Here is a 24282-nt window from a genome sequence, read left to right on the forward strand (position 1 = left end):
CCGTCCGTGGGCGAAGGAACGTCAAGCGAGCAGACACTCTTCGGTCGGATTGCCGGGCTCTTCGAGTGGCTGCGTGGTGACCTTGCAAGGGCGGCCCGTGGCTTGCGTCATGCGCGCCGCCGCTTCTGGGTCGTCGGCGAAGGGCAGCAGGCTGGCCTGGTCGAGCGTCGACGGAATGCTACAGCTCAGCCAGCAACCGAGCAGGCAACCCAGCGTGGCGAGAACCGGCAGGATCAGGGCGTCAGGCATTGGCGGCGGCTCCAACATCCGGGGTGGAGGGCACGGCATCGATGCGTTCGCCGCTGCGTACCGTCAGCCAGGTGTTCCAGGCCATCAGCAGCATGCCGCTGGCGAAGACCGCCCCGCCAAGCAGGCGCACGACATAGCCGGGGTGGCTGGCTTCCAGCGCCTCGACGAAGGAGTAGGTGAGGGTGCCGTCCTCGTTCACCGCACGCCACATCAGGCCCTGAGTGATGCCGTTGACCCACATCGAGGCGATGTACAGCACGGTGCCGATGGTCGCCAGCCAGAAGTGCGCATTGATCAGGCCGACGCTGTGCATCTGCGTGCGACCATAGAGCTTGGGCAGCATGTGGTAGAGCGCGCCGATGGAGATCATCGCCACCCAGCCCAGGGCTCCCGCGTGTACGTGGCCGATGGTCCAGTCGGTGTAATGGGAAAGCGCGTTGACCGTCTTGATGGCCATCATCGGGCCTTCGAAGGTGCTCATGCCGTAGAACGCCAGCGAAACGACCAGAAAGCGCAGGATCGGATCGGTGCGCAGCTTATGCCAGGCGCCGGACAGGCTCATCATGCCGTTGATCATGCCGCCCCAGCTTGGCGCCAGGAGGATGACCGACATGGCCATGCCGAGGGTTTGCGCCCAGTCCGGCAGAGCAGTGTAGTGCAGGTGATGCGGGCCGGCCCAGATATACAGGGTGATGATCGCCCAGAAGTGCACGATGGACAGGCGATAGGAATAGATCGGCCGCTCGGCCTGCTTGGGCACGAAGTAATACATCATCCCCAGGAAACCTACCGAGAGGATGAAACCGACCACGCTATGGCCGTACCACCACTGGATCATTGCATCGGTGGCGCCGGAGTACACCGAGTAGGACTTGAGCAGCGAGACTGGTTCGGCGATGTGGTTGACCACATGCACCATGCCCGTGACGATGATGAATGCACCGTAGAACCAGTTGCCCACGTAGATGTGGCGCACCTGGCGGCGAGCGATGGTGCCGAAGAACAGGTAGGCGTAGATCACCCACAACAGGGTGACCCACAAGGCGATCGGCCACTCCATCTCGGCATATTCCTTGGAGGAGGTGATGCCCAGCGGATAGCTGACGATCATCGCCAGCACGGCTGCCTGCCAGCCCCAGAACAGGAAGTTGGCCAGGCCGTCGGAGATGATCCGTACTCGACAGGTACGTTGCAGCACGTAGAACGAGGTGGCGAACAGCGCGCCGCCGCCGAAGGCGAAGATCACCAGATTGGTGTGGACGGGGCGGATACGTCCGAAGCTGAGCCATGGAATACCGAAGTTCAATTCCGGCCAGACCAGTTGGGCCGCGATGAATACACCCATGCCCATTCCGAGGATGCCCCAGAACAGAGTGGTGAGGGTGAAGCGGCGAACGATCTCGTAGTTGTAATAATGGGGTGCAGTCGCAAGGGTAGCCATCATGAATCCGTCTAGCTGAGAATTTCAGGCATGTCTCTCCTGTCGCTCGGAACGGGCTGTTGGCGGGTTCGCAAGAGCGTGGCGGGGGCGAGGGAGAGAGCACCGAAAGTGTGCGGGACGGCGATGGATTCGACTAATTAATAATAAATACGCTTTTATTCTTTTTTTTTGATATCAAGCCATGAAGTGCGACCGAGTAACGCACTGGATTGGTGCTGGTGCACTGAAATGGCTCGGTGTTGAGCCAGGGTGTTCCTTCATGGTTGATCGTTATGTATTTATAGAAATGCACTTACTCAACATTAAAATTCATGCATAAGATGTTACTGGCTATAGGCGGTGGCGATGCCGCGCCGTTCTTCCAGGCATTCGGCGGCGCCGAGTTCGAACTCGCGGCAGATCAGCGGGCGCTGTGCATAGATGGTGCAGCGCATGCTGTCGCGGTCCAGTGCGATGCACCAGCCGTCGTCCAGGCGGCGCATGACCTCACCGCCCCAGGCGTCGGTATCGATGTAGCGTTGTGGCACGCCGGTGTCGCCGATCAGCATCACTTCCAGTTGGCAGCAGCAGGCTGCACAGGTGCTGCAACTGATTTCGGGGGTGGTCGGCAGTTGGGTAAGGGAAATGGTCTCGCTCATGGCGCGGCAGTGTACGCCACGCCGTGGCGATCAGGGGCTTGGGCTGACAGACGCAGCGCTACCCTGGCAGGCGCTGAAAAACGGCCTGCTAGGCCGAGCGCCGGCTACGCAGGCTCTGCTCGTATTGCCCGCCATACAGCTTGGCGAAGCCATGGAGTACCGGCATGACCACGGCCCAGACGCCAGCGAAAATCGCCAGGGTCGGCCAGGTACCCAGCGGCAGCTCGACGCCCGCGATCTTCGCGCCGCCGTAGTAGGACAGCGGTGCGGCAAGCGCGCCCAGCAGGCTGCTGCGCCACCAGGGCTGTGCGGTCCAGGCCAGGCAGTGGTTGAGCGTGCTGGCCAGCAACAGCCAGAGCAAGGCCAGCCACAGCGGGATCAGCTGGCGCGGTTCGCCGAAGTCGAATACCCCGAGGTTGAGCAGAAAACTGTCCAGCGCGCTGCCGGCGAGAAATACGCTGAGCAGCAGCTTGCCTTCCGCCGCCCAACTGCTGACCCAAAGCAGGTGCACGCCGATGATCGCCGCCACTACCAGCAGCCAGGGGCTATCGCCGGCGAAGACGCAGACGAGCCAGCCAAGCTGGAACAGGAGGGCATTGGCGATCAGCTTAGGCATCGAAGTTTCCCAACAGTGGCGCAGGGCGAGCGGCCGGTTTGGCCAGCAGCAGTTGCGCGGTACCAATGGTGCGTTCGAGGAAGCCGCCTTCGCAATAGCAGAGGTAGAACTCCCACAGGCGATAGAAGTAATCGTCGTAGCCCAACTGCTCCAGGCGCTGGCGGGCCTGGCGCAGGTTCTCGTGCCACAGGCGCAGGGTACGCGCGTAGTGCAGGCCGAAATCTTCCATGTGATGCAGGTTGAAGTCGGTATGGCGGGTGACCACGTCGAGCATCTTCTGCACCGAGGGCAGGGCGCCGCCAGGGAAGATGTAGCGCTGGATGAAATCCACCGAGCTGCAGGCCTGTTCGTAACGCTGGTCGCGAATGGTGATGGCCTGCAGCAGCATCAGCCCATCGGGTTTGAGCAGACGCGCACATTGCTCGAAGTAGGTGGGGAGATAGCGGTGGCCGACGGCTTCGATCATCTCGATGGAAACCAGCTTGTCGTACTGGCCCTTGAGATCGCGATAGTCCTCCAGCAGCAGGGTTACGCGGTCCTGCAGGCCCATCTCGCGGATGCGTCGCTCGGTGTAGGCATGTTGCTCGCGCGACAGCGTGGTGGTTGTCACCCGGCAGCCGTAGTGGGTCGCGGCGTAGAGCGCCATGCTGCCCCAGCCGGTGCCGATTTCCAGCAGATGATCGGACGGCTGCAGGGCCAGCTTCTGGCAGATGCGTTCGAGCTTGTTCAGTTGCGCCTGCTCCAGGCTGTCATCCTCGCGCCTGAACATGGCTGCCGAGTACATCATGGTCGGGTCGAGAAACTGCTCGAACAGGTCGTTGCCCAGGTCATAGTGCGCAGCGATGTTGCGCCGCGAGCCCTGCCGGGTGTTGCGATTGAGCCAGTGCAGACCCTGGATCAGCGGCCGTCCCAGGCGCGCCAGGCCGCCTTCCATGGCATCCAGTACGTCGAGGTTGGCGACGAAGATGCGGATCACCGCCGTCAGGTCCGGCGTGCTCCAGTAGCCGTGGATGTAGGCCTCGCCGGCGCCGATGGAGCCATTGCCGGCCACCAGCCCCCAGGCGGCAGGATCGCTCACCCGGATCTCCGCGCGCAGCTCGCTCTGCGGCGTGCCGAAATGCAGGGTATCGCTGCCTTCCTGGATCAGCAGCAGGCCATGGCGCAGGTTTTCCAGCTGGCGCAGTACGGCGCGCCGCAGCAGGCCGGCGCCGATGCCATTGCCACTGCGTACCAGGCTTCGGGTGGAGGTCAGGCTAGAGCTCTTCATGGGGCGTGTCCTTCACGTACGGGCGGGCAACGCGGAAGCTGCCTTCCGCGGGGGAGTGGTCGAAAATCGGGATGCGCTTGAGCAGCAGGCGCAGGGCCTGCCAGTAGATGGCGGCCACGGTCTTGCCGGTCATCCAGGGGAAGCTGAGCAGATAGCGGTGCAGGCTGGCGCGGTCGAGCGCCTGGCGCTGCAGGCTGAGGCTGGCATCGAACATCTTGGTTGCGCCTTGCCAGTCGGCCATGTGCACGCCAAGGCGTTCACCGACAGGGCTGAAACTCATGCGGTATTCCAGCTCGCGCGGCAGAAAGGGCGACACGTGGAAGGCCTTGTCCACGCTGACCTGGTGACGCCCGTCGCCCTCAGCCGGCAGTACGTAGTGATAGCGCTCGCGCCACGGCGTGTTGCTGACTTCGCAGAGAATCGCCACCAGGCGTTCTTCGCTGTCATGGCAGTAGAAAATGCTCACCGGGTTGAAGGCCAGACCCCAGCTGCGTGGTTGCGTCAGCACGCAGATGCGGCCTTGCGGGCGTGTGCCCAGTGCTTCTTCCACGCGATTGCGCACCGCCTCGTGCAGTGCCATGCCCTGGCGGGTGGACTCGGGCAGGTAGTCGGTTTCGCGAAAGGCGAATGGCGCGAAGCGACCGGAGCCGGCCAGCTTCGACAACGCGAACAGCTGCGCCTGCTCACTCAGATCGAGATACAGCAGGCCCATGCGATAGCGAAAGGCATGGGCGCGTGGGGCGAAGCGACGATGCTGCACCCAGCCGCTGTACAGGGCGCTGTGCATCACAGCGTCTCTCCGAAGGCGCGCGCCACGCGCAGCGCGCTGACCACACCGTCTTCATGGAAGCCGTTGGCCCAGTAGGCGCCGCAGTAGTAGCTGTGCTGGGCGCCGAGCAACTCTTCCCAGCGCGCCTGGGCGGCGGTGCCGGCCAGGCTGTACTGCGGGTGAGCGTACTGGAAGCGTGCGAGGATCTTGCCTGGGTCGATGGCGGCGGTCTGGTTGAGGCTGACGCAGAAGGTGGTGTCGGCCTCGACGCCCTGCAGAATGTTCATGTTGTAGGTGACGGCTGCAGGCTGATCGGTCGGCCCGCCCAGTCGATAGTTCCAGCTGGCCCAGGCCAGCTTGCGCTTGGGCAGCAGGTGTGTATCGGTATGCAACACCACATCGTTGTTGGCGTAGGGCAGGGCGCCGAGAATGTCCCGCTCCTGTTCGCTGGGCTGCTCGAGCAGGGCCAGGGCCTGGTCGCTGTGGCAGGCGAAGATCACCTTGTCGAAGCGCTCGCTGCCGGCTGCGCTGTGCAGGGTGACGCCATCCTGATCACGGACGACGCGGCTGACCGGGCAGTTGAGGCGAATGCGTTCGGCGAAGCTGGCGGTCAAGGGTGCCACGTAGCTGCGCGAGCCGCCTTCGATCACCTGCCAGGTCGGCCGGTCGCTGACCGAGAGCAGGCCGTGATTCTTGCAGAAGCGCACGAAGAACTGCAGCGGGAAGCCGAGCATGTCGGCCAGCGACATCGACCAGATGGCCGAGCCCATCGGCACGATGTAATGCTCGATGAAGCGGCGGCCATAGCCGTTGCGCTCGAGGTACTGGCCGAGCGTGGTATCGGCGTCGATGCGGTTGTTGGCCAGGTCGTCCAGCGACTGGCGATTGAAGCGCAGGATGTCGCGCAGCATGCCCCAGAACGCTGGCGACAGCAGGTTGCTGCGCTGGGCGAACAGGGTGTTGAGGTCGTGGCCGTTGTATTCCACGCCGGTGGCCGGGTCGCTCACCGAAAAGCTCATTTCGGTGGGCTTGAAGCCAACGCCGACCTGCCCCAGCAGGCGGATGAAATTCGGGTAGGTCCAGTCGTTGAAGACGATGAAGCCGGTGTCGATGGCGTAATTTCGCCCCTCCACCTGCACGTCGACGGTGTGGGTGTGGCCACCGATCCAGTCGCTGGCCTCGAACACCTGAATGTCGTGCTGGCGGTTGAGCAGGTAGGCGCAGGTCAGGCCGGCGATGCCGCTGCCGACGATGGCGATTTTCATGCGTTGTCCTCGTTACGCGCCAGACGGCGACCTATGGCCAGTTGCAGGCTGCTGGGCAGGCTGCCGAGCAGTTTCAGTACGGCGATGAAGGGAGTGGGAAAGGCGATTTCGTGCGGGCGCTTGTCCAGGCGCGCGGCGATATGCCGGGCTGCGCGCTCCACGGGCCAGCGCATGGGCATGGGAAAGTCGTTCTTCTGCGTCAGCGGGGTGTCGACGAAACCCGGGCTGACCAGGGTGACGTCGATGCCTTCTGCCGCCAGGTCAATGCGCAGCGTCTGCATCAGGTAACGCATGGCCGCCTTGGAGGCACCGTAGGCTTCGGCACGTGGCAGCGGCATGAAGGTCACCGAGCTGCCGACCCCGACCAGATGAGGGCGCTCGCCGCGGCGCAGCAAGGGCAGGGCGGCTTCGATGCAGTAGCTGGCGGAAAACAGGTTGGCATTGACCACGCGTTCGATCATCGCCGCCTCGAACTGGCGAACCTCGACGTATTCGCAGGTGCCGGCATTGAGGATCGCGCAATCCAGCGCGCCCCACTGTTGAGCGATGCGTTCGCCAATGGCGCGCACCTGCTCGGCGTCGGTCAGATCCCCGGGGGCCACCAGCACCTGATCGCCATAACGTGCGGTCAGGGTTTGCAGCGGACCCGTGCTGCGCGCGCTGAGCGCCAGTCGATGGCCTGCGCGCAGCAACTCTTCGGCCAGGGCGGCACCGATGCCGCTGCTGGCGCCGGTCAGCCAGATGCGCTTCATGCCAGCCTCCGTTTCAGCCAGGCGATCACGCTGCCGAGTACGGGCAGGTGTTCGTAGAGCAGGGCGCCGGCATCGAAGTAATCTCGGTGCCGGTAGACGCGCTCGCGCCAGAGCAGGTGCGAGCAGCCTTCCACCGTGATCTCGGCGCCACCGCGCAGGCGTGGGTGGCGGTAATACATGGTCCAGCGCAGGTAGCCTTCGCCATCTGCGACCTGGTCGAAGCCGTGAAACTCGAAGCGCAGCGCTTCGACGTTGGCATACAGCTCGGCGAAGTAGCGGCGCATCTCGTTCAGGCCGTGCACTTCATGCAGCGGGTCGCGAAACAGCACATCGTCGCTGTACAGCTCGCCCAGGCGGTCGAGGTTGTCCTTGTTCAGCGCAGTGAAGCGCTCGGCGAAGTGGCGCAGAAAGTCGCTCATGCTGGAAGGGCCTCGGTGGAAAGGTTCTTGAACGCCGCCAGGGCACGCTCGCGCGAACGTGACAGGTCGACGATCGGCCGCGGATATCCGGATGGCGCGAACAGGCCGCCGAGCGCGGACGGGTCGTGGATGTCGCGCTTGTTCAGGCCGGACAGCTCCGGCACCCACTGGCGAATGAACTGGCCGTCAGGGTCGAACTTCTGCGACTGGCTGATGGGGTTGAAGATGCGGAAGTAGGGCGCGGCGTCGGTGCCGGTGGAGGCGCTCCACTGCCAGCCGCCATTGTTCGCGGCCAGGTCGCCATCGATCAGGTGGCGCATGAAGAAGCGCTCGCCCTCGCGCCAGTCGATCAGCAGGTTCTTGGTCAGGAACATTGCGACGACCATGCGCAGGCGGTTGTGCATCCAGCCGGTCTCCAGCAGCTGGCGCATGGCCGCGTCGATGATCGGCAAGCCGGTGCGGCCCTGCTGCCAGGCGGCCAGCTCCTCCGGCGCGTTGCGCCAGGGGACTGCCTCGGTTTCGGGGCGGAAGGCGCGATGCCGCGATACCCTTGGGTAACCGACCAGAATGTGCTTGTAGAACTCGCGCCAGAGCAGCTCGTTGATCCAGGTAACGACGCCCTGGTTGCCACTGTCGAACTCGCCGCGGTTGGCCGACAGCGCTGCATGCAGGCACTGCCGCGGCGAGAGGATGCCAGCGGCCAGATAGGCTGAAAGCTGGCTGGTGCCCGGTTTGGCGGGGAAGTCGCGTTCGTCCTTGTAGAAGGCCACCTGCTCGTCGGCAAAGCGCTCCAGGCGCTGCAATGCCGCTTGCTCTCCAGCGGGCCACAGCAGGCGCAAACTTTCGCTGGGCGTGGCGAAGCCCTTGACGCTGTCGGGAATGATGTCGCTCTTCACGACCATCGGCGTCTGCGCCTTTGGTAGCGTGACCAGCGGCGGTAGCGCGCTGTGCAGACGCTCGTAGCAGACCTTGCGGAACTGGCTGTAGACCTGAAAGTAACCACCGGAGCGTGTCAGCACGCTGCCCGGCTTGAACAGGATCTGGTCGAGATGGCTATGCCAGGCGATGGCCTGCTGGCTCAGGTAGGCGCTGACCCGACGATCGCGCAGGCTTTCGTTGATGCCGTATTCCTCGTTGACGTGCACGGCGCAGATGGTGTGCTCCTGGCAGACGTCGGCCACCTGAACCGGCACGTCACCCCAGTCGTGGCACTGGCGCACCAGCAGCGGCACGTTGAGTTCGGCCAGGGCCTTGCTCAGCTCGCGCAGATTACGCAGCCAGAAGTCCACCTTGCAGGGCGCATCGTCGTGACGCTGCCACTGATCGGGCGTGATGAGATACAGGGCGATGGTCGCGCCGCGGCTCATGGCCTGGCTCAGGGCGGTGTTGTCCTGGACGCGCAGGTCACTGCGAAACCACATCAGTTGCTGCATGGGGTTACCTCTTGAACGCTTAGCAGACCGTGACGCTGCAGCCAGGCGTGCGCGGCGAGCGGATCGTTGGCCGACTCCAGGTCAGCCAGGGCGTCGCGATGAATATGGGCAGCGGGGCCGGCGATCAGTAGCGGCACCGGGCATTGCTCGGCCAGGCGTGGCAACTGGCGGCGCACCAGGGTGCCGTCCAGTGCGTCCTCGGCGTAGAGTAAAACGGCACGTGGTGCGATGTGCTCCAGCGCCGTCAGTAGCTCATTAGGCGGCAGCGGCCAATCGAAGACTTCCACCGGGCAATCGCTGGCACTGGCCAGCCAGGCGCATAGCCACAGGCCCGGTTCCATCGGGGCTTCACCCAGGTTGATCAGCAGCAGCGGCGCACCACCGACCTGGCGATTGCAGTGGTAGATGCGCGTGGCCAGCTTGCTGCGCAGCCAGGAAAGAAAGAACACCTGCTCGGCGCGTGCGCCGAACTGGCCCTGCCAGCGCTGGCGCAGATCACCGAGCAGCGGCCAGAACAGCTGCTCGGCCAGGGTGCTGGCAGGGTAGAGCGCCAGTGCCGAATTGAAGCGGTCGTCGAGGCGGCGCTCGTTGAGCTGGACGATGCAGCCGAGCATCTCGTTGCGCTGGCGCACCCAGTTGTCGCTGCTGGTGGCCTGGGGGACCTGGCCATGGTCGAGCAGCGCCTTGACCTGGCCGACGGCAACGCCTCGGGCCAGCCAGGCGAGAATGGCGTTGATACGTTCGACGTTGGCCGGGGAGTAGAGGCGATGGCCCTTGGGCGTGCGATACGGCACGATCAAGCCGTAGCGGCGCTCCCAGGCGCGCAGAGTCACGGCGTTTACGCCGGTGCTGCGCGCCACTTCGCGAATCGGCAGGTAGCCCTCATCGAGCGCCTGACGATAATCCTGGCTGGTGTCTTCGTCGGCAATGGTTTCGCTGGTCATGGCGTCACAGTGCGTTGCGCAGGGCAAGAGGTTCGGGATGTGGCTGCAGGTAAGCCTGTTCAGCGATGTAGCGATCCGGATGGCGGCGGAAGTGGTGTTTGAGCAGCGTCAGCGGCACTACCAGCGGCACGATGCCGTCGCGGTACTGGCCGATCAGCTGCTGCATCTCCTGCTTCTCGTCAGGGCTGAGGGCGCGCTTGAGGTAGCCGCTCAGATGCTGCAGCACGTTGCTGTGGGTGCCGCGCGTGGCGCATTTCTTCAATGCACTCATCAGCTCGCTGAAATAGTGCGGCGCCAGCTCGCCGAGATCATGCTGGCTCAGTTCGCCTAGCAGGCGTCCGAGCGACTTGTAGCGCGCCGGGTCGGTAGCCATCAGCAGGTACTTGTAGCGCGAGTGGAAGGCGATCAGCGCGCGCCGGGTCAGGCCCTGTTGCAGCAGGCGCTGCCATTCGGCGTGGGCGTATACGCGGGTAATGAAGTTTTCGCGCAGTACCGGGTCGTTGAGACGGCCATCTTCTTCCACCGGTAGGTCCGGATGGCGTGCGCAGAAGGCCGCGGCGAAGATGCCGCGGCCCGGTTCGCTTGGGCGCCCGCCTTCCTGATAGACCTTGACCCGTTCCAGACCGCAGGAGGGTGACTGTTGCATGAAGATGTAGCCGCTGATGCCCTGCAGCTCCTGCGCCATGCGCTCGCCATAGGCGGCCAGCGCATCGGTGACATCGCGTGAGCGGTCGACGGTGCCGACGGCACGCGGCGCCAGCGGATCACCGACCAGGCGTATCGGCTCGCGCGGGATCGACATGCCGATGCCGACTTCCGGGCAAACCGGGATGAAGTCGAAGTGTTCGGTCAGGCTGCGGCTGCACAGGCGCGACAGTTTATGGCCGCCGTTGTAGCGTACTTCAGCACCCAGCAGGCAGGCGCTGATACCCAGTTTGGCTTTGCTCGCTTGCATAACCTGACCTCGAAAGACCTTGTACATAAACTTGTTCTTGTACAACCTGTGTCTATCATAGGTGTGCGGTTGTACAAGTCAAATTATTTGTACAGCTTTGGTATTGCTTTGCGCAGCGCGGTACACGACAGCCGCGAAAGCGGTCGCCGTTGAAGGCCAGGTAGGAAGGGATCAGCGCCAGCCTTGTAGCCAGCGCTCGCTATCCTGCAATTGACGCCAATCGAGTTGCTGGCAGCGTTGGGTGAGTACCGCCTGGAGTTCGACGCCAAGGATGTTGTCGGCTTCATCGCGGATCAGTTCGGTGACCAGGAAGTGACGCTCGCGATTCTTTGGTTGCGCTGCCGTCCACTTCGACAGCAGCAGCTTGCGCGGGTTGAGGTGGCGCTTGCCAGGCTTGCCGTTGAGCGAGCTCATTGCAGGTGCTCGAGTAGGCGGCGCGCGGCATCCTGGCCGCTTAGCCAGGCGCCCTCGACTCTGCCGGACAGGCACCAGTCGCCGCAGGCATACAACCCCAGGTCGGCATCGGCCAGCGCGCCCCATTGGTGTGCCTGCGCGGGGCGTGCGTAGAGCCAGCGATGAGCAAGGGTGAAGCTCGGTGGCGGCACCGCGCAGCCGATCAGTTCGGCAAAGGCTCCATGTAGCTGTTCGATCACCGCTTCCTTGGCCAGGTCCAGGTGTTGCCGGCTCCAGGCGCTGCCGGCGTGCAGTACCCAGGTATCGATATGGTTGTCGCGACCGGGTTTGCTGCGGTTGCGAGCCACCCAGTCGAGCGGGCTGTCCTGTACGAAGCAGCCCTCCACACGGGTGTCCAGCGCGCTGTCGAAGCCCAGCGCCACGGCCCAGGTTGGTTCCATGATCACGCTTGCTGCGGCGCCAGCCAGCTTGGGAGCGGCCGCCAGCAGGGCCGTGGCTTGCGGTGCAGGCGTAGCGACTATGACGTGGCTGTAGGGGCCGTGGCTGTTGCCGTCTGCATCCAGCAGGCTCCAGTAGTGATCGCCGCGGAACACTTCGGTGATGCGGCAACTGAACCGGACCGGCAGGGCACCAAGCATAGCGCGGGTGATGGCGCTCATGCGCGGGCTGCCGACCCAGCGCACCTGCTCGTCCGGCGAGGCGCTCAGTTGGCCATCCTGAGCGTTGTACAGGCTTGGCTGCCATTCGGCGACCCAGCCACGGGCCTGCCATTGCTGCACGACTTCGACGAAGCGTCGGTCGCGGGCAGTGAAGTACTGCGCGCCTAAATCCAGGCTGCCGGCGTCGCTGCGTTTGCTGGCCATGCGCCCGCCGCTGCCGCGGCTCTTGTCGAACAGTTCGATGTTCTGCCCGGCCGCATGCAATGCCTGAGCGGCGGACAGCCCTGCGATACCGGTGCCAATGATGGCGATGGGTGCGTTCATGGTGACCTCTTCAGCGCCGAATGCTATATAGGCTAAGGTTTGGACAAAAGCTATACAAGAGTGTTTTCATGTACAGCTGGTGCCGTTCGAACCTGCTCAAAGCCTGCTGCGCGTCGGCTCTGCTGCGTTAAAAACTGGCTCGGACTGCTCATTTACAACTCGTAAACTCCGCGTCCTCGCCTGTTTTTGCCTTGCATAGCTCTAGCTCGCGAGCCTTTGAACAGGTTCTGAGTGGCGCTCCTTGCTTTAGGTTTAGGACAAACGCGACAGGTATGCGCGTCATGAACCAGACTAAAGGTGAAGTTTCTTCCATTGCCATGCGAGGACGATGCCATGCACATCCTGCTGACCGGCGGTACCGGCCTGATCGGTCGGGCGCTGTGCGCACATTGGGCCGAGCAGGGCCACCGCCTGACGGTCTGGAGCCGAGAACCCAGCCAGGTCGCGCGTCTCTGCGGCAGCGACGTACGCGGTATCGCTCGGCTCGAGGAGTTGGGTGAGGAGCCCCTGGATGCTGTGATCAACCTGGCTGGTGCGCCGATCGCCGACAAACCCTGGAGCAGCAAGCGCAAGGCGCTGCTGTGGTCCAGCCGTATCGGTTTGACCGAGCAGTTGCTGGCCTGGTTGCAGGGGCGAACGCAGCGCCCGACCGTGTTGCTGTCGGGCTCGGCAGTGGGCTGGTACGGCAATGCTGGTGAGCGTGAGTTGAGTGAAAGCACGCCACCGGTGACCGACGATTTTGCCGCGCAGCTTTGCGGTGCCTGGGAAGAAACCGCGCTGCGCGCCGAGGAGTTGGGCATTCGCGTGGTGCTGATCCGTACCGGTCTGGTGCTGAGCCCTGATGGCGGCATGCTCAAACGCCTGTTGCTGCCATTCAGGCTCGGCCTTGGCGGCCGCCTCGGCGATGGTCGGCAGTGGATGCCGTGGATCCATATCGCTGATCAAATCGGCCTGATGGATTTTCTCTTGCAGCAAGGCGATGCTCGCGGTCCTTATAATGCCTGCGCGCCGATACCGGTGCGCAATGCCGAGTTCAGCAAGGCGCTGGGGCAGGCTCTGAGTCGCCCGACCCTGTTGCCAGCTCCGGCCTTCGTCCTGCGTGCAGCCCTCGGCGAGATGTCCGAATTGCTGCTGGGTGGGCAGCGCGCCATGCCGAACCGCCTGCTGGAGGCGGGCTTCAGTTTTCGTTTCACCCATCTGGATGTGGCTCTGGTGGATTTGCTGAGCCATCACTGACTAGGATTTCGCATGACCGATCACGCATTGTTGCTGGTTAACCTGGGTTCGCCCGCGTCCACCGAAGTAGCCGATGTCCGCCGTTACCTCAATCAGTTCCTGATGGATCCCTACGTGATCGATTTGCCCTGGCCGCTGCGTCGCCTGCTGGTGTCGCTGATTCTGATCAAGCGCCCGGCGGCGTCTGCGCATGCCTATGCATCGATCTGGTGGGATGAGGGATCGCCGCTGGTGGTGCTCAGTCGTCGCCTGCAGGAAGCGATGAAGGCTCACTGGAACCATGGCCCGGTGGAACTGGCCATGCGCTATGGTGAGCCATCCATCGAGTCGACCCTGCAGCGCATGGCGGCGCAGGGCATTCGCCAGGTGACGCTGGCACCGCTGTATCCGCAGTTCGCCGACAGCACCACCACCACGGTGATCGAAGAGGTCAAGCGGGTGGTGCGCGAGCGCGGGCTGGACCTGCGTCTCTCCACACTCCCACCGTTCTACGACCAGCCGGAATACCTCGATGCTCTGGTGGCCAGTGCCAAGCCTTATCTGGAGCAGGATTTCGACCACCTGTTGCTGAGTTTCCACGGTCTACCCGAGCGTCACCTGCACAAGCTCGACCCCAGTGGCCATTGCCTGAAAGGCGACGACTGCTGTCGCAGTGCTTCGCCCGAGGTGCTCGCCAACTGCTATCGCGCGCAAAGCCTGCGCAGCGCCGAGTTGTTCGCCGAGCGCATGGGCCTGCGCCCGGAACAATGGTCGGTGAGTTTCCAGTCGCGCCTGGGCCGCGCCAAGTGGATCGAGCCCTATACCGAGACGCGTCTCGATGAGCTGGCCGCGCAAGGGGTGAAGAAGCTGTTGGTAATGTGCCCGGCCTTCGTCGCCGACTGTATCGAGACCCTGGAGGAGATCGGTGATCGCGGCCGTGAGCAGTTCGTCGAGGCCGGTGGCGAGAGCCTGCAACTGGTACCTTGCCTGAACGATCATCCACAGTGGGCAGCTGCCTTGAACAGCCTGTGCGAGCGGGCGCCGCAGTCACTTTAAGTCGTATCGCATACCGTCGAGGCGAGCCATTCGCCTTGGCGGGTATGAAGCATTCGCCGGCCTGATAACACCTTCGAGCGATACTCACCGCCGTTTATATCGTCCTAAGCTGACGGCTCTTTCAACCACCGCGCATCGCGTCAAGGGTGCTTCTAAAAACTATCTGCGTTGCCATCGCTGCGTTAAAAACAGGCTCACAGTCGAACGCTGAACGCGCTTTAGCGCGGCCCCGAAGGGGGGAGCGAAGCGAATCAAATGCTCATTTACAGCTCGTAAACTGCGCTTTTTCGCCGGTTTTTGCCTTGCGCTGACTGCCTCGCCTAGGTTTTTAAAAGCACCCCCAAGCGGTGCCGAGGAGAGCGTCCGTGCATAACAACAATAACGGCTATCCCTCCAGTGCCCGAGCCTGGGTCACTGTCGCCATCCTGATGGTGGCGTACGTGCTGTCCTTCGTCGATCGGCAGATTCTCAACCTGTTGGTCGAGCCCATTCGCCGCGACCTGCTGATCAGCGATACGCAGATGAGCCTGCTGATGGGGCTGTCCTTCGCGCTGTTCTACACCGTGTGTGGTATCCCGTTGGGCCGTGTGGCCGACACCCGCAGCCGGCGCGGCCTGATCGCCGTTGGCGTGCTGTTCTGGAGTGCTGCCACTGCAGCCTGCGGCATGGCCAAGATGTATTGGCAGTTCCTGCTCTGCCGCATCGGCGTGGGGGTTGGTGAGGCGGCGTTGTCGCCGGCCGCCTATTCCCTGATCGCCGACAGCTTTCCCGCCGAGCGCCGGGCCACGGCCATCAGCGTTTATTCGATGGGGGTTTATCTGGGCTCGGGCCTGGCCTTTCTGGTGGGCGGGCTGGTCATTCAGTTCGCCTCTGCGCAGGGCGACGTGGTCTTGCCAGTGCTGGGCGAGGTACGCCCCTGGCAGTTGATCTTCCTTATTCTCGGGGTCGCCGGCGTGCTGTTCACTTTGCTGATGCTGGCCGTCAAGGAACCGGTCCGGCGTGGCGCCGGCGCGGGCGTGGCTGTGCCGCTCAGCGAGGTGGGGCGCTATATCCGCGCCAACCGGCGTACCGTACTGCTGCACAACTTCGGCTTCGCCGGCCTGGCCTTCGCCGGTTACGGCAGCGCGGCCTGGGTCCCTTCCTTCTACATCCGCACCTACGGCTGGGATGCCGGCCAGGTCGGTATCGTCTATGGCAGCATCGTCGCGGTGTTCGGTTGCCTGGGGATTGTCTTCGGCGGCCGCCTGGCAGACTGGATGGCCAAGCGCGGGCGCAGCGATGCCAACATGCGCGTCGGCCTCTACTCGGCGCTCGGCGCCTTGCCGATGGTGACGCTTTTTCCGCTGATGGACACCGCGTTTTGGGCGAGCCTGCTGATGGCGCCTACGGTGTTCTGCCTGAGCATGCCGTTCGGCGTGGCGCCGGCGGCAATCCAGGAAATCATGCCCAACTCGATGCGCGGCCAGGCGTCGGCCATCTACCTGTTCGTCATCACCCTGATCGGCCTGGGCATTGGGCCGACAGCCGTGGCGCTGGTCACCGACTTCGTCTTCGCCGATGACGCCGCGCTGCGCTATTCGCTGCTGATCGTCACCACCCTGGCGGTGCTGATGTCGATCATCCTGCTGGCCAAGAGCCTCAAGCCTTATCGCGAGAGCGTGACAAGACTGGAGCAATGGGCTGCCAGTCCGGCCTGAGCCTGCGCGTTTTTCTGCCGTGTCGAGGGTTGTTCGGCACGGTTTATGCGCTAGCGCACGGGCAGCATGGAATTTTTGCGCTTTACTGAGGTTCTGAGTGTTGCGCGCGTCACTCCGGCGCGTGCCAGCCAGGGAATCTCCGAATGGGAGCGGGGCCAGCGTCTGCCGTGCAGGGCAGGGCATTCAAAGACTCGGTATCGGGACGACGGTTATTGCTGCCGGGGCTCGTTGCGCTCTTGTTGCTGGGCGGCTGTACGGGCCGGTTGGACAATGATTCGATCGTCCACACGCGCAACCCACTCAAGCCAACCGAGGTGTTGCAAACCGATGTCGACCGTATGGCGACCCTGGCCATGCGCAACAACCTCAACAGCCTGTATCGGCTGATGAACAAGTTGTATCAGCGTAATCCGCGCGAATGGCGCAAGAACTCCCTGCCTGATGCCGCCGCGGCCGAGCGTGCCATCCAGTATGCCATCGAGCACAACCAGGACTGGCCGACGTTGGGTGGGCGACGCGATGTCGCGGCGCTGGATTACTCGTTGAGCCCAGCCTTTCAGGGCGACCGCGTGGCTGCCTTCACCTATGCCATCGGCAGCATGCTGGTCACTGCGCACGGTGGGCGCACCGAGTTTTACCTGACCGACAGCTTCAATGCGCAATTCATCCACAACGCTGCGCGCAACTTGGAGAAGGCTGGTTGGATGCTGTCGCAGCGTCGTGATGCCGCGGGCCGGCCGCTACTGCTATCCAACGAGTTCTCCGAACAGGGCAATAACCTCAGCTATGCGGTGGAGTTCGGCAAGATGGTGGCGCGCCTCGATCTACTCACGCACGTGCTCGAAGAGCGTTACCGGCGCATGGGCGCTAACTACGCGCAGAGCCTGTTCCTGCTGAACTTCCTGCCAGTGCAGTAGCGCGTCACCGGTGCCAGCGCTGCTGGATTTCGTCCAGCTTTCCGGCTTTGCGTAGACGTACCAGGGCTTCGGAAAATTGCCGGGCGCGCTCGACATCGCCTTTGGCGAAGGCGACGAAGCGTGGCATCTGGATCAGCGGGCGAGGGAGTACGCGTACCTGCTCCTGGGCGCGCTGCTCACGGATGAAATACAGCAACTGAGTGTGATCGCCGACGATGATGTCGATGCGCCCGGCCAGCAGCATCGACACCAGCTGCCGTGGATTCTGGGCACTGCTGTCGCGAGCCAGGTCGGCGCGGTCGAAACTCTCCTCATAGGCATAGCCGCGAACCTGGCCGATTACGTACGGCGAAAGATCATCCAGTGTCTTCCAGTCTTTGATCGCGGTCTTGCCGGTGGTCATGAACACGGTCGAGCCACTGCGCAGCGGGCCGACCAGTTCGTACTGCTCCTGACGCTGCGGTGTGCCGGCGAACTGGAAGGCCATCTGCACTTCACCGCGGTCGAGCATGCGCTTGACTCGCTCCCAGGGATACAGACGAATTTCGTAGGGGACCTGTGCTTCGCGTAGCACGGCGTCGATCAGTTCGACATCGAGTCCGTGTGGGGTGTCGTCATCGGCGGTGACGAAGCTGTAGGGCGCGAACTGTTCATCGCCCACGACCCGCCAGGGCTGTGCTGCCAGCGAGTGACTCAAAGCCAGCAGGGCGAGCAGCAGATAGCGCATGGCGGGATACCTCGTGACCGACCTGTATTCAGGCTAGTCAGTTTCTTCGAACGAGGCGGGTGAGGCGAGGAATATCAGACCTTGCGCACGAACTCGGACTTGAGCTTCATCGCGCCGATGCCATCGATCTTGCAGTCGATGTCGTGATCGCCGTCGACCAGGCGGATGTTCTTCACTTTGGTGCCCACCTTGACCACCAGCGAGGAGCCTTTGACCTTGAGGTCCTTGATCACGGTGATAGTGTCGCCGTCCTGCAGCAGGTTGCCGACCGAGTCCTTGATCACGCGCGCATCGTCGCTGGCGTCGGCATTTTCGCCGGCTTTCCATTCATGGGCGCACTCGGGGCAGATCAGCTGGTCGCCGTCTTCGTAGGTGTATTCGGAGTTGCATTTGGGGCAGGGTGGCAAAGCGCTCAAGGGGCATCCTCAAGGTGTGATGAGAAAACCGCAGATTATATAGGGTTTTGTCGGCGGGCGCTGCTTCAGGCTGAGGCGCGCCTGGCAGTAGGGTGTTTTAAATATTGGACTTCTATCTGGCCGTTTTTGTCGGATATCGCCCTTGTAAGCCTTTTAATGGGCTTTCCGGCAGTATTGCTAGAAGGCCTGTTGTGAGATTTTGAGTGGATTTGTTTGACATATTTTACGGCTCGGGCAGACTGGCTGCAGATTCCGTTGCCGAACCGGGTAATGGGCAGCGTCGCTGCAGCCCCTCTCTGGATGGAGCTGACCCGGTTCGAGCCGCCGTCGGAAGGCGACACGCTGGCTCAGGAAGAGCATGGGTGCACGGGGTTAGCCAAACAGGCCATCCGTGTCGGCAGAGCCTCTGCTGTACACCGGTCTGCACAGCAACGACAGGCCCGGCCTGTCCCAAGGTGACGTATGTCCGAGAACAAGATCCGCAACACTTCCCGCAAGCCCGTCGTGCTGATGTCCATGGGCGCTCAAGAGCGCAAGGGCCACGACTACCAAGTAATGACTCACAAATACATCCAGCCTCTGGTCCAGTTCTCCGGTTGTAGGCCGGTGCTGGTGCCCACTTGCTGCGGTATCGATGACCTCGAGCAGTATCTGGACATGGCCGACGGCGTTTACCTGACCGGGGCCGGCAGCAATATCGACCCCGCGTTGTACGGGCAGGAGAACGAAACGCCGAACAAGGGCCAGGATCGTGACCGTGATCTGTTCGACCTGCCGCTGATTCGTGCCGCCATCGCCCGCGGTCTGCCGATCTTCGGTATCTGCCGGGGCATGCAGGAAATCAACGTGGCACTGGGCGGCGACATCTATCAGAAGGTCTACGCCGAGCCCGGCTTCAACGACCACCGTGAAAATCCTGATGACCCGGTCGAGGTGCAGTACGCGCCCAGCCACAGCGTACGTCCGGTGCCCGGAAGCTGGTTCGCCGACCTGCTGGGCAAGGACGAGATCCAGGTCAACTCCCTGCATGGCCAGGCCATCCGCACGCTGGGCAAGGGGCTGGAAGTGCTGGCCACCGCCGAGGATGGCCTGATTGAGGCCGTTCACGCGCCAAGCCTGTCGCCTTTCCTGTTTGCGGTGCAGTGGCATCCGGAATGGCAGGCCGCGCTGAACCCGGATTCGGTGAAGATCTTCCAGGCTTTCGGTGACGCCTGTCACCGTCGTGTAGCCTCGCGCAACAGCCGTCAGGCTGCCTGAATCAGGCGCTGCCGCCAGCTCCTCCGTCAGTAGGGGCTTGGCGGCTGCGGCCAGTTCAGGGTGCCGCTGTCGCTGAAGCGGCGCGTGCCGAACAGGCCGTCAGCCAGTTTGCCGCGCAGCCTGTAGGGCACCTCCTGACCCGGTTGGTAGCCGGCAGCACCCCAGGCTTGGCGCATCACCGAAAAGGCGGAAATGCTCACCGGCACGCTCACCACCGTTTCCCCGAAGCGCGGCACGTTGCCGCTCTGATCGCTGACGCCGCTGGCCAGTGGCTGGCCGTTCACATCCAGATCAAGTGCCATACCGTTGAAGCTCACCGCGCTGTCGTTGGGGTTCTGCACCCGCAGCTTGACCGCGAAGCGCACCTCCAGGCCCTGACCGGGCAGCGGTTCCAGGCCGACCAGGTCGACCCGCAGCGGGTCACGATTGCTCAGGCCGGCACAAGCGCCGAGGCCTGCGGCGAGCAGGATGACAAGGCAAAGACGGAGCAGGCGCGGCATGGCGATCTTCCCTGGACTTTGTGGGCTCAGGATAGAAGACCACTGTGCTTGCGATTAGCTCCCGGCACGTTGCCGGCTGCCCAGCACCAGTGCGATCCCACCCAGCACGGCAACGGAGCTGAGCATCAGGCGCACGCTGAGTGCTTCGCCCAGCAGCAGGCTGCCACCAAGTGCGGCGAGGATCGGTACGCTCAATTGCACGGTGGCGGCCTGGCTGGCGCGCAGGCCGGGCAGGGCGCTGTACCAGATGGCGTAACCGATACCTGAAGTCAGCGCACCGGACAGCAGCGCATAGAGCAGGCCTGGTCCATCCCAGTCGAGCTGCCCTAACAGCAACGTAGCCAGCAGTAACGCCAATGGCGTTGCGCGCATGAAGTTGCCGGCGGTCACCGCCAGCGGACTCCCCTGGCCACGCCCGAGCAAGGAATACGCGCCCCAGGCGATACCGGCCAGCAACATCAGCAAGGCGGCCAACAGCGGTGGCGCGCTGGCGCCTGGTAGCAGCAGCGCCAACAGGCCCGCCGCAGCCAGTGCTGTACCAAGGCTGGCTGCCAGGCCAAGACGTTCGCCGCGCAGCCAGCCCCAGAGCAGCATGCTCAACTGCACCGCGCCGAACAGCAGCAGGGCACCGACACCGGTATCCAATTGCAGGTAGGCGAAGGAAAAGGCAGCTGCATAAGTGAACAGCGCCAGGGCGCCAGTCCAGTTGCCGGCCAGGGGCTGCTTGCCTTGCCGCAGTTTCAGCAGTGCCCACAGTGTCACTGCGCCGCAGAGCAGGCGAATGGCGGTGAAGCTTGCCGCGTCGATCTGGGTTTCACGCAATGCCAGGCGGCACAGCAGCGAGTTGCCGGCGAAGGCCAGCATGGCGAGGGTGGTGAGTAGCAGGATACGCGGAGGCATCGTCCATCCTTGGGTGAAGGTCTGGTGATGCCTCGCAGCTAAACATGCCCGGCCGATGCTGGGCATTGGCAGAAGGTCGCAAGTCGCTGCGACCTTGGCCGTTCACGCATGCGCGCGGCGATCAGAAATGCGCCTTGACCAGCAGGCTGGCGGTGTTCTGGTCGGTCGGACCGACGAAGTTGTCGCTGACGAAACCACCGTCCTTGATGCCGTACTTGTTCTTCCAGTAGTCGTACTCGATGCCGACGTAGAGCTGTTTCTCGCCCCACTTCATGGCTTTGCCCAAGTCGTACTTGATCTGTGGGTTGAAGTGCAGGTTGGCGTGGTAGTCACCGCGGCGGTTGCTGTCGTTGTCCACCACCCAGTCCATGAAGCCGTCGATGAGGATGTCGGATTCGCCGACCGGAATGGTGTAGCTCCATACCGGGGTGATCTGCCAGACGTTTTTGCCTGGGCGGCTGCCGTCCGGTTTGCGCAGGTAGGTGTTGAGCTGGAAGTAGTCGAAACCGGGAATATCCAGATCGAATGCCGGGCCGAGCAGGTAGGCATCGACGTCCTTCTCGCCGAATTCGTAGGTGAAGGCCAGCAGTACGTCCTTGATCGGTCCGAAGGACAGGTCGGCACCACTGATCTTGCCGAACGACAGGCGTGGGCTGAATTCCCCGTAGTAGGTGTGGCCGTCGCCGTTACCATTCTGCGCGTCGGTGTTGTACTTGATCACATCGGTAAAGAAGAACAGGTCACCGAAGCTCCAGCCGCTGGCGTGCTCGAAGGTGACGGTCTGCTGGATCTCCGGGTCGATCTTGAAGTCCTGCCCATAGAGATAGGTCAGGCTGTTGTTCTGCCAGTGCAGCAGTTCACCGGCGATGGCCTGGCCGCCGGCCAGCAGACCACTGGCGAGCGCCAGCGAAGAAAGGGTGCGATTCATGAAAGCTCCTGGTGGTTAAGACGTGTCGTTATGGTTCTTGTGGCCTGCCATCTCTGGCGGAGGATCTTCGGGTCATCGTGGCGATGTCCAAAGAACGCTCATGGCGTTATTAAAGTTGTCTGCCTGGTCAGGCTGGTACAGCTAGAGCAAAAACGGCGCCAATTCTCGTGATTGATCATATTCCTTGCAAATCAATCGGATGCACGGATATCCCGCAGTTGATCCGGCGTCGCCATTGCACCGTTTTCTGACCGAGAGGACAGATACAGCCATAACTTGGTGCGCAACCGTCTGGCGGATGTCCGGGGACGGCTTCAGTTGTGAGTTTGATTATTTTTATTATGGTCGTAATATGATATTTAAATTATGGTTGTAATTTAATTGGTGGGAGGATGTCCTCTCACTCATCCCCCCCCTGGAGACTCACCATGAATGCCCAAGCCACCCTCGGAACTGCTCTGATCACAGGCGCCTCGACCGGTATCGGTGCGACCTATGCCGATCGCCTGGCTCAGCGCGGTCACGACCTGCTGCTGGTGGCACGCGATGCCCAGCGTCTCAACGCCTTGGCCGAGCGCCTGGGGGCCGAGTACGGCGTTGCGGTCGAGGTAATGCCGGCCGATCTCACCAACAAGGCCGACGTGCTCAAGGTGGAGCGGCGCCTGCGTGAGGACTCCTCCATCACCCTGTTGGTCAACAATGCCGGCGTTGCCATGAACGGCACGCTGGCGGCGGCCGATCTGGAACAGGCCGAGGCGATGATCCAGCTCAACGTGGTGACGCTAACTCGCCTGGCCGCCGCAGCGGCAGCCAATTTTTCCGCTGCCGGGCGTGGCGGGATCATCAACCTTGGCTCGGTGGTGGCCCTTGCTCCCGAGATGTTCAACGCCGTCTACAGCGCGACCAAGGCCTATGTATTGAGTCTGACGCAGACGCTGGCTGGTGAGGTGCGCGAGCGTGGGGTGCAACTGCAGGCGGTGATGCCGGGCGTGACCCGCACCGAAATCTGGGAGCGCAGTGGCACCGATGCCTCGGCGCTGCCGCCATCGATGATCATGGAAGTGGGGGAGATGGTCGATGCGGCGCTAGCCGGCTTCGATCAGAAGGAACTGGTGACCATCCCGTCGCTACCTGACGCCGCCGATTGGGACGCCTTCGTCAAGGCGCGAGCAGCGTTGGGGCCGAATCTGTCGCGCAATCAGGCGGCCGGACGCTACAAGTGATACCTGGGCGCTGCGCACACCGGGTCTGGCACCACTCTCGGGGCTCTGCTACAGCGGAGCCCGCTCGCACCGCGTAGCACAGGTGCGCATGGCGCACCCTACGATAGCTTCGGGCCCGTCACTGCTTCTGTGCCTGCTCAATCAACAGGCGGCGGGTGGTTTTCAGCAGGCGGTCGGACAGTTCCGGGTCCTTGACGCTACGCGACAGCAGCAGTGCGCCAACCATGGCCGACAGCATCAGCACGCTTTCATCGTCGGCATCATCGCCGGACAGGTTGCTTTCGATCAGTGCCAGGCGGTTGCGCACCATCGCGTCGGTGGTCGTACTGGGTTCGCCACGCTGGCCCAGTTCCGCCGACATGGTCGGCAATGGGCAGCCAGCACCAGGATTGGCGCGGTGCGCGCTGGACAGGTAGCTGGCAATGAAGTGCGGCAGCGGCGCTTCGGCGTCCTTTGCCAGTGCCTCGGTGCTGCTGGACAGCTCCTGCACGGCATGTTGCAGGGCGGTTTCCACCAGATCGTCCTTGGATTTGAAATGGGCGTAGAAGCCGCCGTGGGTCAGGCCCAGCGCCTTCATCAGCGGTTGCAGGCCGGTGGCACCGACGCCGTCGCGGCGAAAGCGCAGGGCCGCCTCCTCGATGATGCGTTGATGAGTCTTGGCCTTGTGATCTTCCGAATAGCGCATGGGCTTCCCCGTCTTTCAGATGCTGGCCGTCATCTTACACCCCCATCGCTGTTCTGGCGTGGGGCGTTCATATCGAGAATCAAGCAGGTGGTGGAGGCCACGGCGTAGAGGCGTTCGTCGACGTCGTACAAGCGCCCTTCGGCCAGGGCGGTGGAGCGACCGAGGTGAATGATGCGGCCCTCGGCACGTACCGGGCCGGCCTCGCTGCGCAGCGCGCGGATATAGCTCACCCGCAGGTCGGCGGTGGTGTAGCCCTGGCCAGGCTTGAGCAGGGTATGCACGGCGCAACCCATGCAGGAGTCGAGCAGGGTGGCGATGTAGCCGCCGTGCACACTGCCCAGCGGGTTGTAGTGGCGTTGGTCGGGCGAGCCCTGGAATACGAACAGGCTGCTGGCCCACTGCACCGGGGTGAAGTCGAGCACTGCGTTGATCGGCGGCGAGGGTAGGTCACCGCGACCGATACCGTCGAAGAAATCCATCGGCGTCATGGCGGCCACCTCCGCCAGGCTGAGGGTGCCGGGGGCGGCAAGCTGGCTGCGCACCGCCTGTTCTTCGGCGATCCAGGTAGCGAGGCGGGCGTCTCGGGATAGGGCGGTCATACAGACTCCAGGTAAAT

At 63.1% G+C, this 24282-nt stretch carries 27 protein-coding genes; 6 read left to right on the forward strand and 21 right to left on the reverse strand.

Annotated elements, in window-relative coordinates:
* Window positions 1-21 precede the first annotated feature (21 nt).
* The 14 genes from EL191_RS05715 to EL191_RS05780 all read right to left on the reverse strand — a co-directional run bounded on the left by EL191_RS05715 (window position 22) and on the right by EL191_RS05780 (window position 12145).
* Window positions 22-249 (reverse strand): hypothetical protein, encoded by a 228-nt coding sequence (locus tag EL191_RS05715; protein ID WP_017361878.1) that lies wholly within the window; start codon window positions 247-249, stop codon window positions 22-24.
* Window positions 242-1693 carry a cytochrome-c oxidase, cbb3-type subunit I gene (gene ccoN / locus EL191_RS05720; RefSeq protein ID WP_126403460.1) on the reverse strand — a complete coding sequence of 484 codons (1452 nt, stop codon included), beginning with the start codon at window positions 1691-1693 and terminating at the stop codon, window positions 242-244. Before ccoN ends, EL191_RS05715 begins: the two co-directional genes overlap by 8 nt.
* 320 nt (window positions 1694-2013) lie before the next feature.
* Window positions 2014-2328 carry a YkgJ family cysteine cluster protein gene (locus EL191_RS05725; protein ID WP_041977244.1) on the reverse strand — a complete coding sequence of 105 codons (315 nt, stop codon included), beginning with the start codon at window positions 2326-2328 and terminating at the stop codon, window positions 2014-2016.
* Window positions 2329-2416: 88 nt separating this feature from the next.
* Window positions 2417-2944 carry a DUF2878 domain-containing protein gene (locus EL191_RS05730; RefSeq protein WP_041977247.1) on the reverse strand — a complete coding sequence of 176 codons (528 nt, stop codon included), beginning with the start codon at window positions 2942-2944 and terminating at the stop codon, window positions 2417-2419.
* Complete coding sequence (locus tag EL191_RS05735; RefSeq protein WP_041977249.1) at window positions 2937-4211, reverse strand: SAM-dependent methyltransferase; 1275 nt, start codon at window positions 4209-4211, stop codon at window positions 2937-2939. Before EL191_RS05735 ends, EL191_RS05730 begins: the two co-directional genes overlap by 8 nt.
* Entirely contained in the window at window positions 4198-4998 is an 801-nt protein-coding gene (locus EL191_RS05740) for a DUF1365 domain-containing protein (RefSeq protein ID WP_041977253.1), read from the reverse strand. The genes EL191_RS05735 and EL191_RS05740 overlap by 14 nt, the downstream gene beginning before the upstream one ends.
* Window positions 4998-6245 carry an NAD(P)/FAD-dependent oxidoreductase gene (locus tag EL191_RS05745; RefSeq protein WP_041977255.1) on the reverse strand — a complete coding sequence of 416 codons (1248 nt, stop codon included), beginning with the start codon at window positions 6243-6245 and terminating at the stop codon, window positions 4998-5000. The genes EL191_RS05740 and EL191_RS05745 overlap by 1 nt, the downstream gene beginning before the upstream one ends.
* Window positions 6242-6997, reverse strand: coding sequence for an SDR family NAD(P)-dependent oxidoreductase (locus EL191_RS05750; protein ID WP_041977257.1), 756 nt, complete (start codon window positions 6995-6997; stop codon window positions 6242-6244). The genes EL191_RS05745 and EL191_RS05750 overlap by 4 nt, the downstream gene beginning before the upstream one ends.
* Entirely contained in the window at window positions 6994-7416 is a 423-nt protein-coding gene (locus EL191_RS05755; RefSeq protein ID WP_041977259.1) for a nuclear transport factor 2 family protein, read from the reverse strand. The genes EL191_RS05750 and EL191_RS05755 overlap by 4 nt, the downstream gene beginning before the upstream one ends.
* A complete protein-coding gene (gene phrB, locus EL191_RS05760; protein ID WP_041977262.1) occupies window positions 7413-8849 on the reverse strand; it encodes a deoxyribodipyrimidine photo-lyase in 1437 nt (478 codons plus the stop codon). Before phrB ends, EL191_RS05755 begins: the two co-directional genes overlap by 4 nt.
* A complete protein-coding gene (locus EL191_RS05765; RefSeq protein WP_017361868.1) occupies window positions 8837-9793 on the reverse strand; it encodes a MerR family transcriptional regulator in 957 nt (318 codons plus the stop codon). The genes phrB and EL191_RS05765 overlap by 13 nt, the downstream gene beginning before the upstream one ends.
* Before the next feature lie 4 nt (window positions 9794-9797).
* Window positions 9798-10748, reverse strand: a complete 951-nt coding sequence (locus EL191_RS05770) for a YbgA family protein (RefSeq protein ID WP_026042006.1) — start codon at window positions 10746-10748, stop codon at window positions 9798-9800.
* 171 nt (window positions 10749-10919) lie between these two features.
* Window positions 10920-11162: a TIGR02450 family Trp-rich protein gene (locus EL191_RS05775; RefSeq protein WP_013714277.1), complete on the reverse strand. Its 243-nt coding sequence runs from the start codon at window positions 11160-11162 to the stop codon at window positions 10920-10922.
* Window positions 11159-12145, reverse strand: coding sequence for an NAD(P)/FAD-dependent oxidoreductase (locus EL191_RS05780; RefSeq protein WP_017361865.1), 987 nt, complete (start codon window positions 12143-12145; stop codon window positions 11159-11161). The genes EL191_RS05775 and EL191_RS05780 overlap by 4 nt, the downstream gene beginning before the upstream one ends.
* A gap of 333 nt (window positions 12146-12478) precedes the next feature.
* Between EL191_RS05780 and EL191_RS05785 the strand changes: the two genes are divergently transcribed.
* The 4 genes from EL191_RS05785 (at window position 12479) to EL191_RS05800 (ending at window position 17030) form a co-directional block, all read left to right on the forward strand.
* Window positions 12479-13381: a TIGR01777 family oxidoreductase gene (locus EL191_RS05785; RefSeq protein WP_041977266.1), complete on the forward strand. Its 903-nt coding sequence runs from the start codon at window positions 12479-12481 to the stop codon at window positions 13379-13381.
* A gap of 12 nt (window positions 13382-13393) precedes the next feature.
* On the forward strand, window positions 13394-14416 hold the full coding sequence (gene hemH, locus EL191_RS05790) for a ferrochelatase (RefSeq protein ID WP_041977269.1): 1023 nt from the start codon (window positions 13394-13396) through the stop codon (window positions 14414-14416).
* A 365-nt stretch (window positions 14417-14781) separates the two neighbouring features.
* Window positions 14782-16113: a spinster family MFS transporter gene (locus EL191_RS05795; RefSeq protein WP_041977271.1), complete on the forward strand. Its 1332-nt coding sequence runs from the start codon at window positions 14782-14784 to the stop codon at window positions 16111-16113.
* Between the two features lie 143 nt (window positions 16114-16256).
* The gene (locus EL191_RS05800; RefSeq protein ID WP_041977273.1) at window positions 16257-17030 is read left to right on the forward strand and encodes a hypothetical protein; all 774 of its coding nucleotides are present in this window, start codon (window positions 16257-16259) and stop codon (window positions 17028-17030) included.
* 4 nt (window positions 17031-17034) lie between these two features.
* Here EL191_RS05800 and EL191_RS05805 read toward each other — a convergent pair whose 3' ends face one another.
* Together EL191_RS05805 and EL191_RS05810 are read right to left on the reverse strand one after the other, a co-directional pair.
* Window positions 17035-17757 (reverse strand): substrate-binding periplasmic protein, encoded by a 723-nt coding sequence (locus EL191_RS05805; RefSeq protein WP_017361860.1) that lies wholly within the window; start codon window positions 17755-17757, stop codon window positions 17035-17037.
* Between the two features lie 74 nt (window positions 17758-17831).
* On the reverse strand, window positions 17832-18173 hold the full coding sequence (locus EL191_RS05810; protein WP_041977275.1) for a zinc ribbon domain-containing protein YjdM: 342 nt from the start codon (window positions 18171-18173) through the stop codon (window positions 17832-17834).
* A gap of 462 nt (window positions 18174-18635) precedes the next feature.
* Here EL191_RS05810 and EL191_RS05815 point away from each other — a divergent pair, with 462 nt between their 5' ends.
* On the forward strand, window positions 18636-19430 hold the full coding sequence (locus EL191_RS05815) for a gamma-glutamyl-gamma-aminobutyrate hydrolase family protein (protein WP_041977277.1): 795 nt from the start codon (window positions 18636-18638) through the stop codon (window positions 19428-19430).
* 26 nt (window positions 19431-19456) lie between these two features.
* Here EL191_RS05815 and EL191_RS05820 read toward each other — a convergent pair whose 3' ends face one another.
* The 3 genes from EL191_RS05820 to EL191_RS05830 all read right to left on the reverse strand — a co-directional run bounded on the left by EL191_RS05820 (window position 19457) and on the right by EL191_RS05830 (window position 21758).
* The gene (locus EL191_RS05820; RefSeq protein WP_041977279.1) at window positions 19457-19930 is read right to left on the reverse strand and encodes an LEA type 2 family protein; all 474 of its coding nucleotides are present in this window, start codon (window positions 19928-19930) and stop codon (window positions 19457-19459) included.
* Between the two features lie 54 nt (window positions 19931-19984).
* Window positions 19985-20830: an EamA family transporter gene (locus EL191_RS05825; RefSeq protein WP_013714287.1), complete on the reverse strand. Its 846-nt coding sequence runs from the start codon at window positions 20828-20830 to the stop codon at window positions 19985-19987.
* Between the two features lie 121 nt (window positions 20831-20951).
* A complete protein-coding gene (locus tag EL191_RS05830) occupies window positions 20952-21758 on the reverse strand; it encodes an outer membrane protein OmpK (protein ID WP_013714288.1) in 807 nt (268 codons plus the stop codon).
* 428 nt (window positions 21759-22186) lie between these two features.
* On the opposite strand from EL191_RS05830, the gene EL191_RS05835 reads away from it, so the two are divergent.
* Window positions 22187-22981 carry an SDR family NAD(P)-dependent oxidoreductase gene (locus tag EL191_RS05835; protein WP_013714289.1) on the forward strand — a complete coding sequence of 265 codons (795 nt, stop codon included), beginning with the start codon at window positions 22187-22189 and terminating at the stop codon, window positions 22979-22981.
* A 118-nt stretch (window positions 22982-23099) separates the two neighbouring features.
* Here EL191_RS05835 and EL191_RS05840 read toward each other — a convergent pair whose 3' ends face one another.
* Window positions 23100-23666 carry a TetR/AcrR family transcriptional regulator gene (locus EL191_RS05840; protein ID WP_013714290.1) on the reverse strand — a complete coding sequence of 189 codons (567 nt, stop codon included), beginning with the start codon at window positions 23664-23666 and terminating at the stop codon, window positions 23100-23102.
* 29 nt (window positions 23667-23695) lie between these two features.
* Window positions 23696-24265, reverse strand: coding sequence for a PaaI family thioesterase (locus EL191_RS05845; RefSeq protein ID WP_041977282.1), 570 nt, complete (start codon window positions 24263-24265; stop codon window positions 23696-23698).
* Window positions 24266-24282 lie beyond the last annotated feature (17 nt).

This window comes from Pseudomonas mendocina (genome assembly GCF_900636545.1).
Lineage (GTDB): Bacteria > Pseudomonadota > Gammaproteobacteria > Pseudomonadales > Pseudomonadaceae > Aquipseudomonas > Aquipseudomonas mendocina.

Excerpts from the sequence above, each read along its gene's own strand:
- phrB (WP_041977262.1), bottom strand. The coding sequence starts at position 8,849 with ATGCAGCAACTGATGTGGTTTCGCAGTGACCTGCGCGTCCAGGACAAC.
- EL191_RS05825 (WP_013714287.1), bottom strand. The coding sequence starts at position 20,830 with ATGCCTCCGCGTATCCTGCTACTCACCACCCTCGCCATGCTGGCCTTC.
- EL191_RS05800 (WP_041977273.1), top strand. The coding sequence starts at position 16,257 with ATGGGAGCGGGGCCAGCGTCTGCCGTGCAGGGCAGGGCATTCAAAGAC.
- EL191_RS05785 (WP_041977266.1), top strand. The coding sequence starts at position 12,479 with ATGCACATCCTGCTGACCGGCGGTACCGGCCTGATCGGTCGGGCGCTG.
- EL191_RS05805 (WP_017361860.1), bottom strand. The coding sequence starts at position 17,757 with ATGCGCTATCTGCTGCTCGCCCTGCTGGCTTTGAGTCACTCGCTGGCA.
- EL191_RS05730 (WP_041977247.1), bottom strand. The coding sequence starts at position 2,944 with ATGCCTAAGCTGATCGCCAATGCCCTCCTGTTCCAGCTTGGCTGGCTC.
- EL191_RS05780 (WP_017361865.1), bottom strand. The coding sequence starts at position 12,145 with ATGAACGCACCCATCGCCATCATTGGCACCGGTATCGCAGGGCTGTCC.
- ccoN (WP_126403460.1), bottom strand. The coding sequence starts at position 1,693 with ATGATGGCTACCCTTGCGACTGCACCCCATTATTACAACTACGAGATC.
- EL191_RS05845 (WP_041977282.1), bottom strand. The coding sequence starts at position 24,265 with ATGACCGCCCTATCCCGAGACGCCCGCCTCGCTACCTGGATCGCCGAA.
- EL191_RS05820 (WP_041977279.1), bottom strand. The coding sequence starts at position 19,930 with ATGCCGCGCCTGCTCCGTCTTTGCCTTGTCATCCTGCTCGCCGCAGGC.
- EL191_RS05815 (WP_041977277.1), top strand. The coding sequence starts at position 18,636 with ATGTCCGAGAACAAGATCCGCAACACTTCCCGCAAGCCCGTCGTGCTG.
- EL191_RS05765 (WP_017361868.1), bottom strand. The coding sequence starts at position 9,793 with ATGACCAGCGAAACCATTGCCGACGAAGACACCAGCCAGGATTATCGT.
- EL191_RS05840 (WP_013714290.1), bottom strand. The coding sequence starts at position 23,666 with ATGCGCTATTCGGAAGATCACAAGGCCAAGACTCATCAACGCATCATC.
- EL191_RS05735 (WP_041977249.1), bottom strand. The coding sequence starts at position 4,211 with ATGAAGAGCTCTAGCCTGACCTCCACCCGAAGCCTGGTACGCAGTGGC.
- EL191_RS05745 (WP_041977255.1), bottom strand. The coding sequence starts at position 6,245 with ATGAAAATCGCCATCGTCGGCAGCGGCATCGCCGGCCTGACCTGCGCC.
- EL191_RS05835 (WP_013714289.1), top strand. The coding sequence starts at position 22,187 with ATGAATGCCCAAGCCACCCTCGGAACTGCTCTGATCACAGGCGCCTCG.
- EL191_RS05740 (WP_041977253.1), bottom strand. The coding sequence starts at position 4,998 with ATGCACAGCGCCCTGTACAGCGGCTGGGTGCAGCATCGTCGCTTCGCC.
- EL191_RS05775 (WP_013714277.1), bottom strand. The coding sequence starts at position 11,162 with ATGAGCTCGCTCAACGGCAAGCCTGGCAAGCGCCACCTCAACCCGCGC.
- EL191_RS05755 (WP_041977259.1), bottom strand. The coding sequence starts at position 7,416 with ATGAGCGACTTTCTGCGCCACTTCGCCGAGCGCTTCACTGCGCTGAAC.
- EL191_RS05715 (WP_017361878.1), bottom strand. The coding sequence starts at position 249 with ATGCCTGACGCCCTGATCCTGCCGGTTCTCGCCACGCTGGGTTGCCTG.
- EL191_RS05750 (WP_041977257.1), bottom strand. The coding sequence starts at position 6,997 with ATGAAGCGCATCTGGCTGACCGGCGCCAGCAGCGGCATCGGTGCCGCC.
- EL191_RS05770 (WP_026042006.1), bottom strand. The coding sequence starts at position 10,748 with ATGCAAGCGAGCAAAGCCAAACTGGGTATCAGCGCCTGCCTGCTGGGT.
- hemH (WP_041977269.1), top strand. The coding sequence starts at position 13,394 with ATGACCGATCACGCATTGTTGCTGGTTAACCTGGGTTCGCCCGCGTCC.
- EL191_RS05725 (WP_041977244.1), bottom strand. The coding sequence starts at position 2,328 with ATGAGCGAGACCATTTCCCTTACCCAACTGCCGACCACCCCCGAAATC.
- EL191_RS05830 (WP_013714288.1), bottom strand. The coding sequence starts at position 21,758 with ATGAATCGCACCCTTTCTTCGCTGGCGCTCGCCAGTGGTCTGCTGGCC.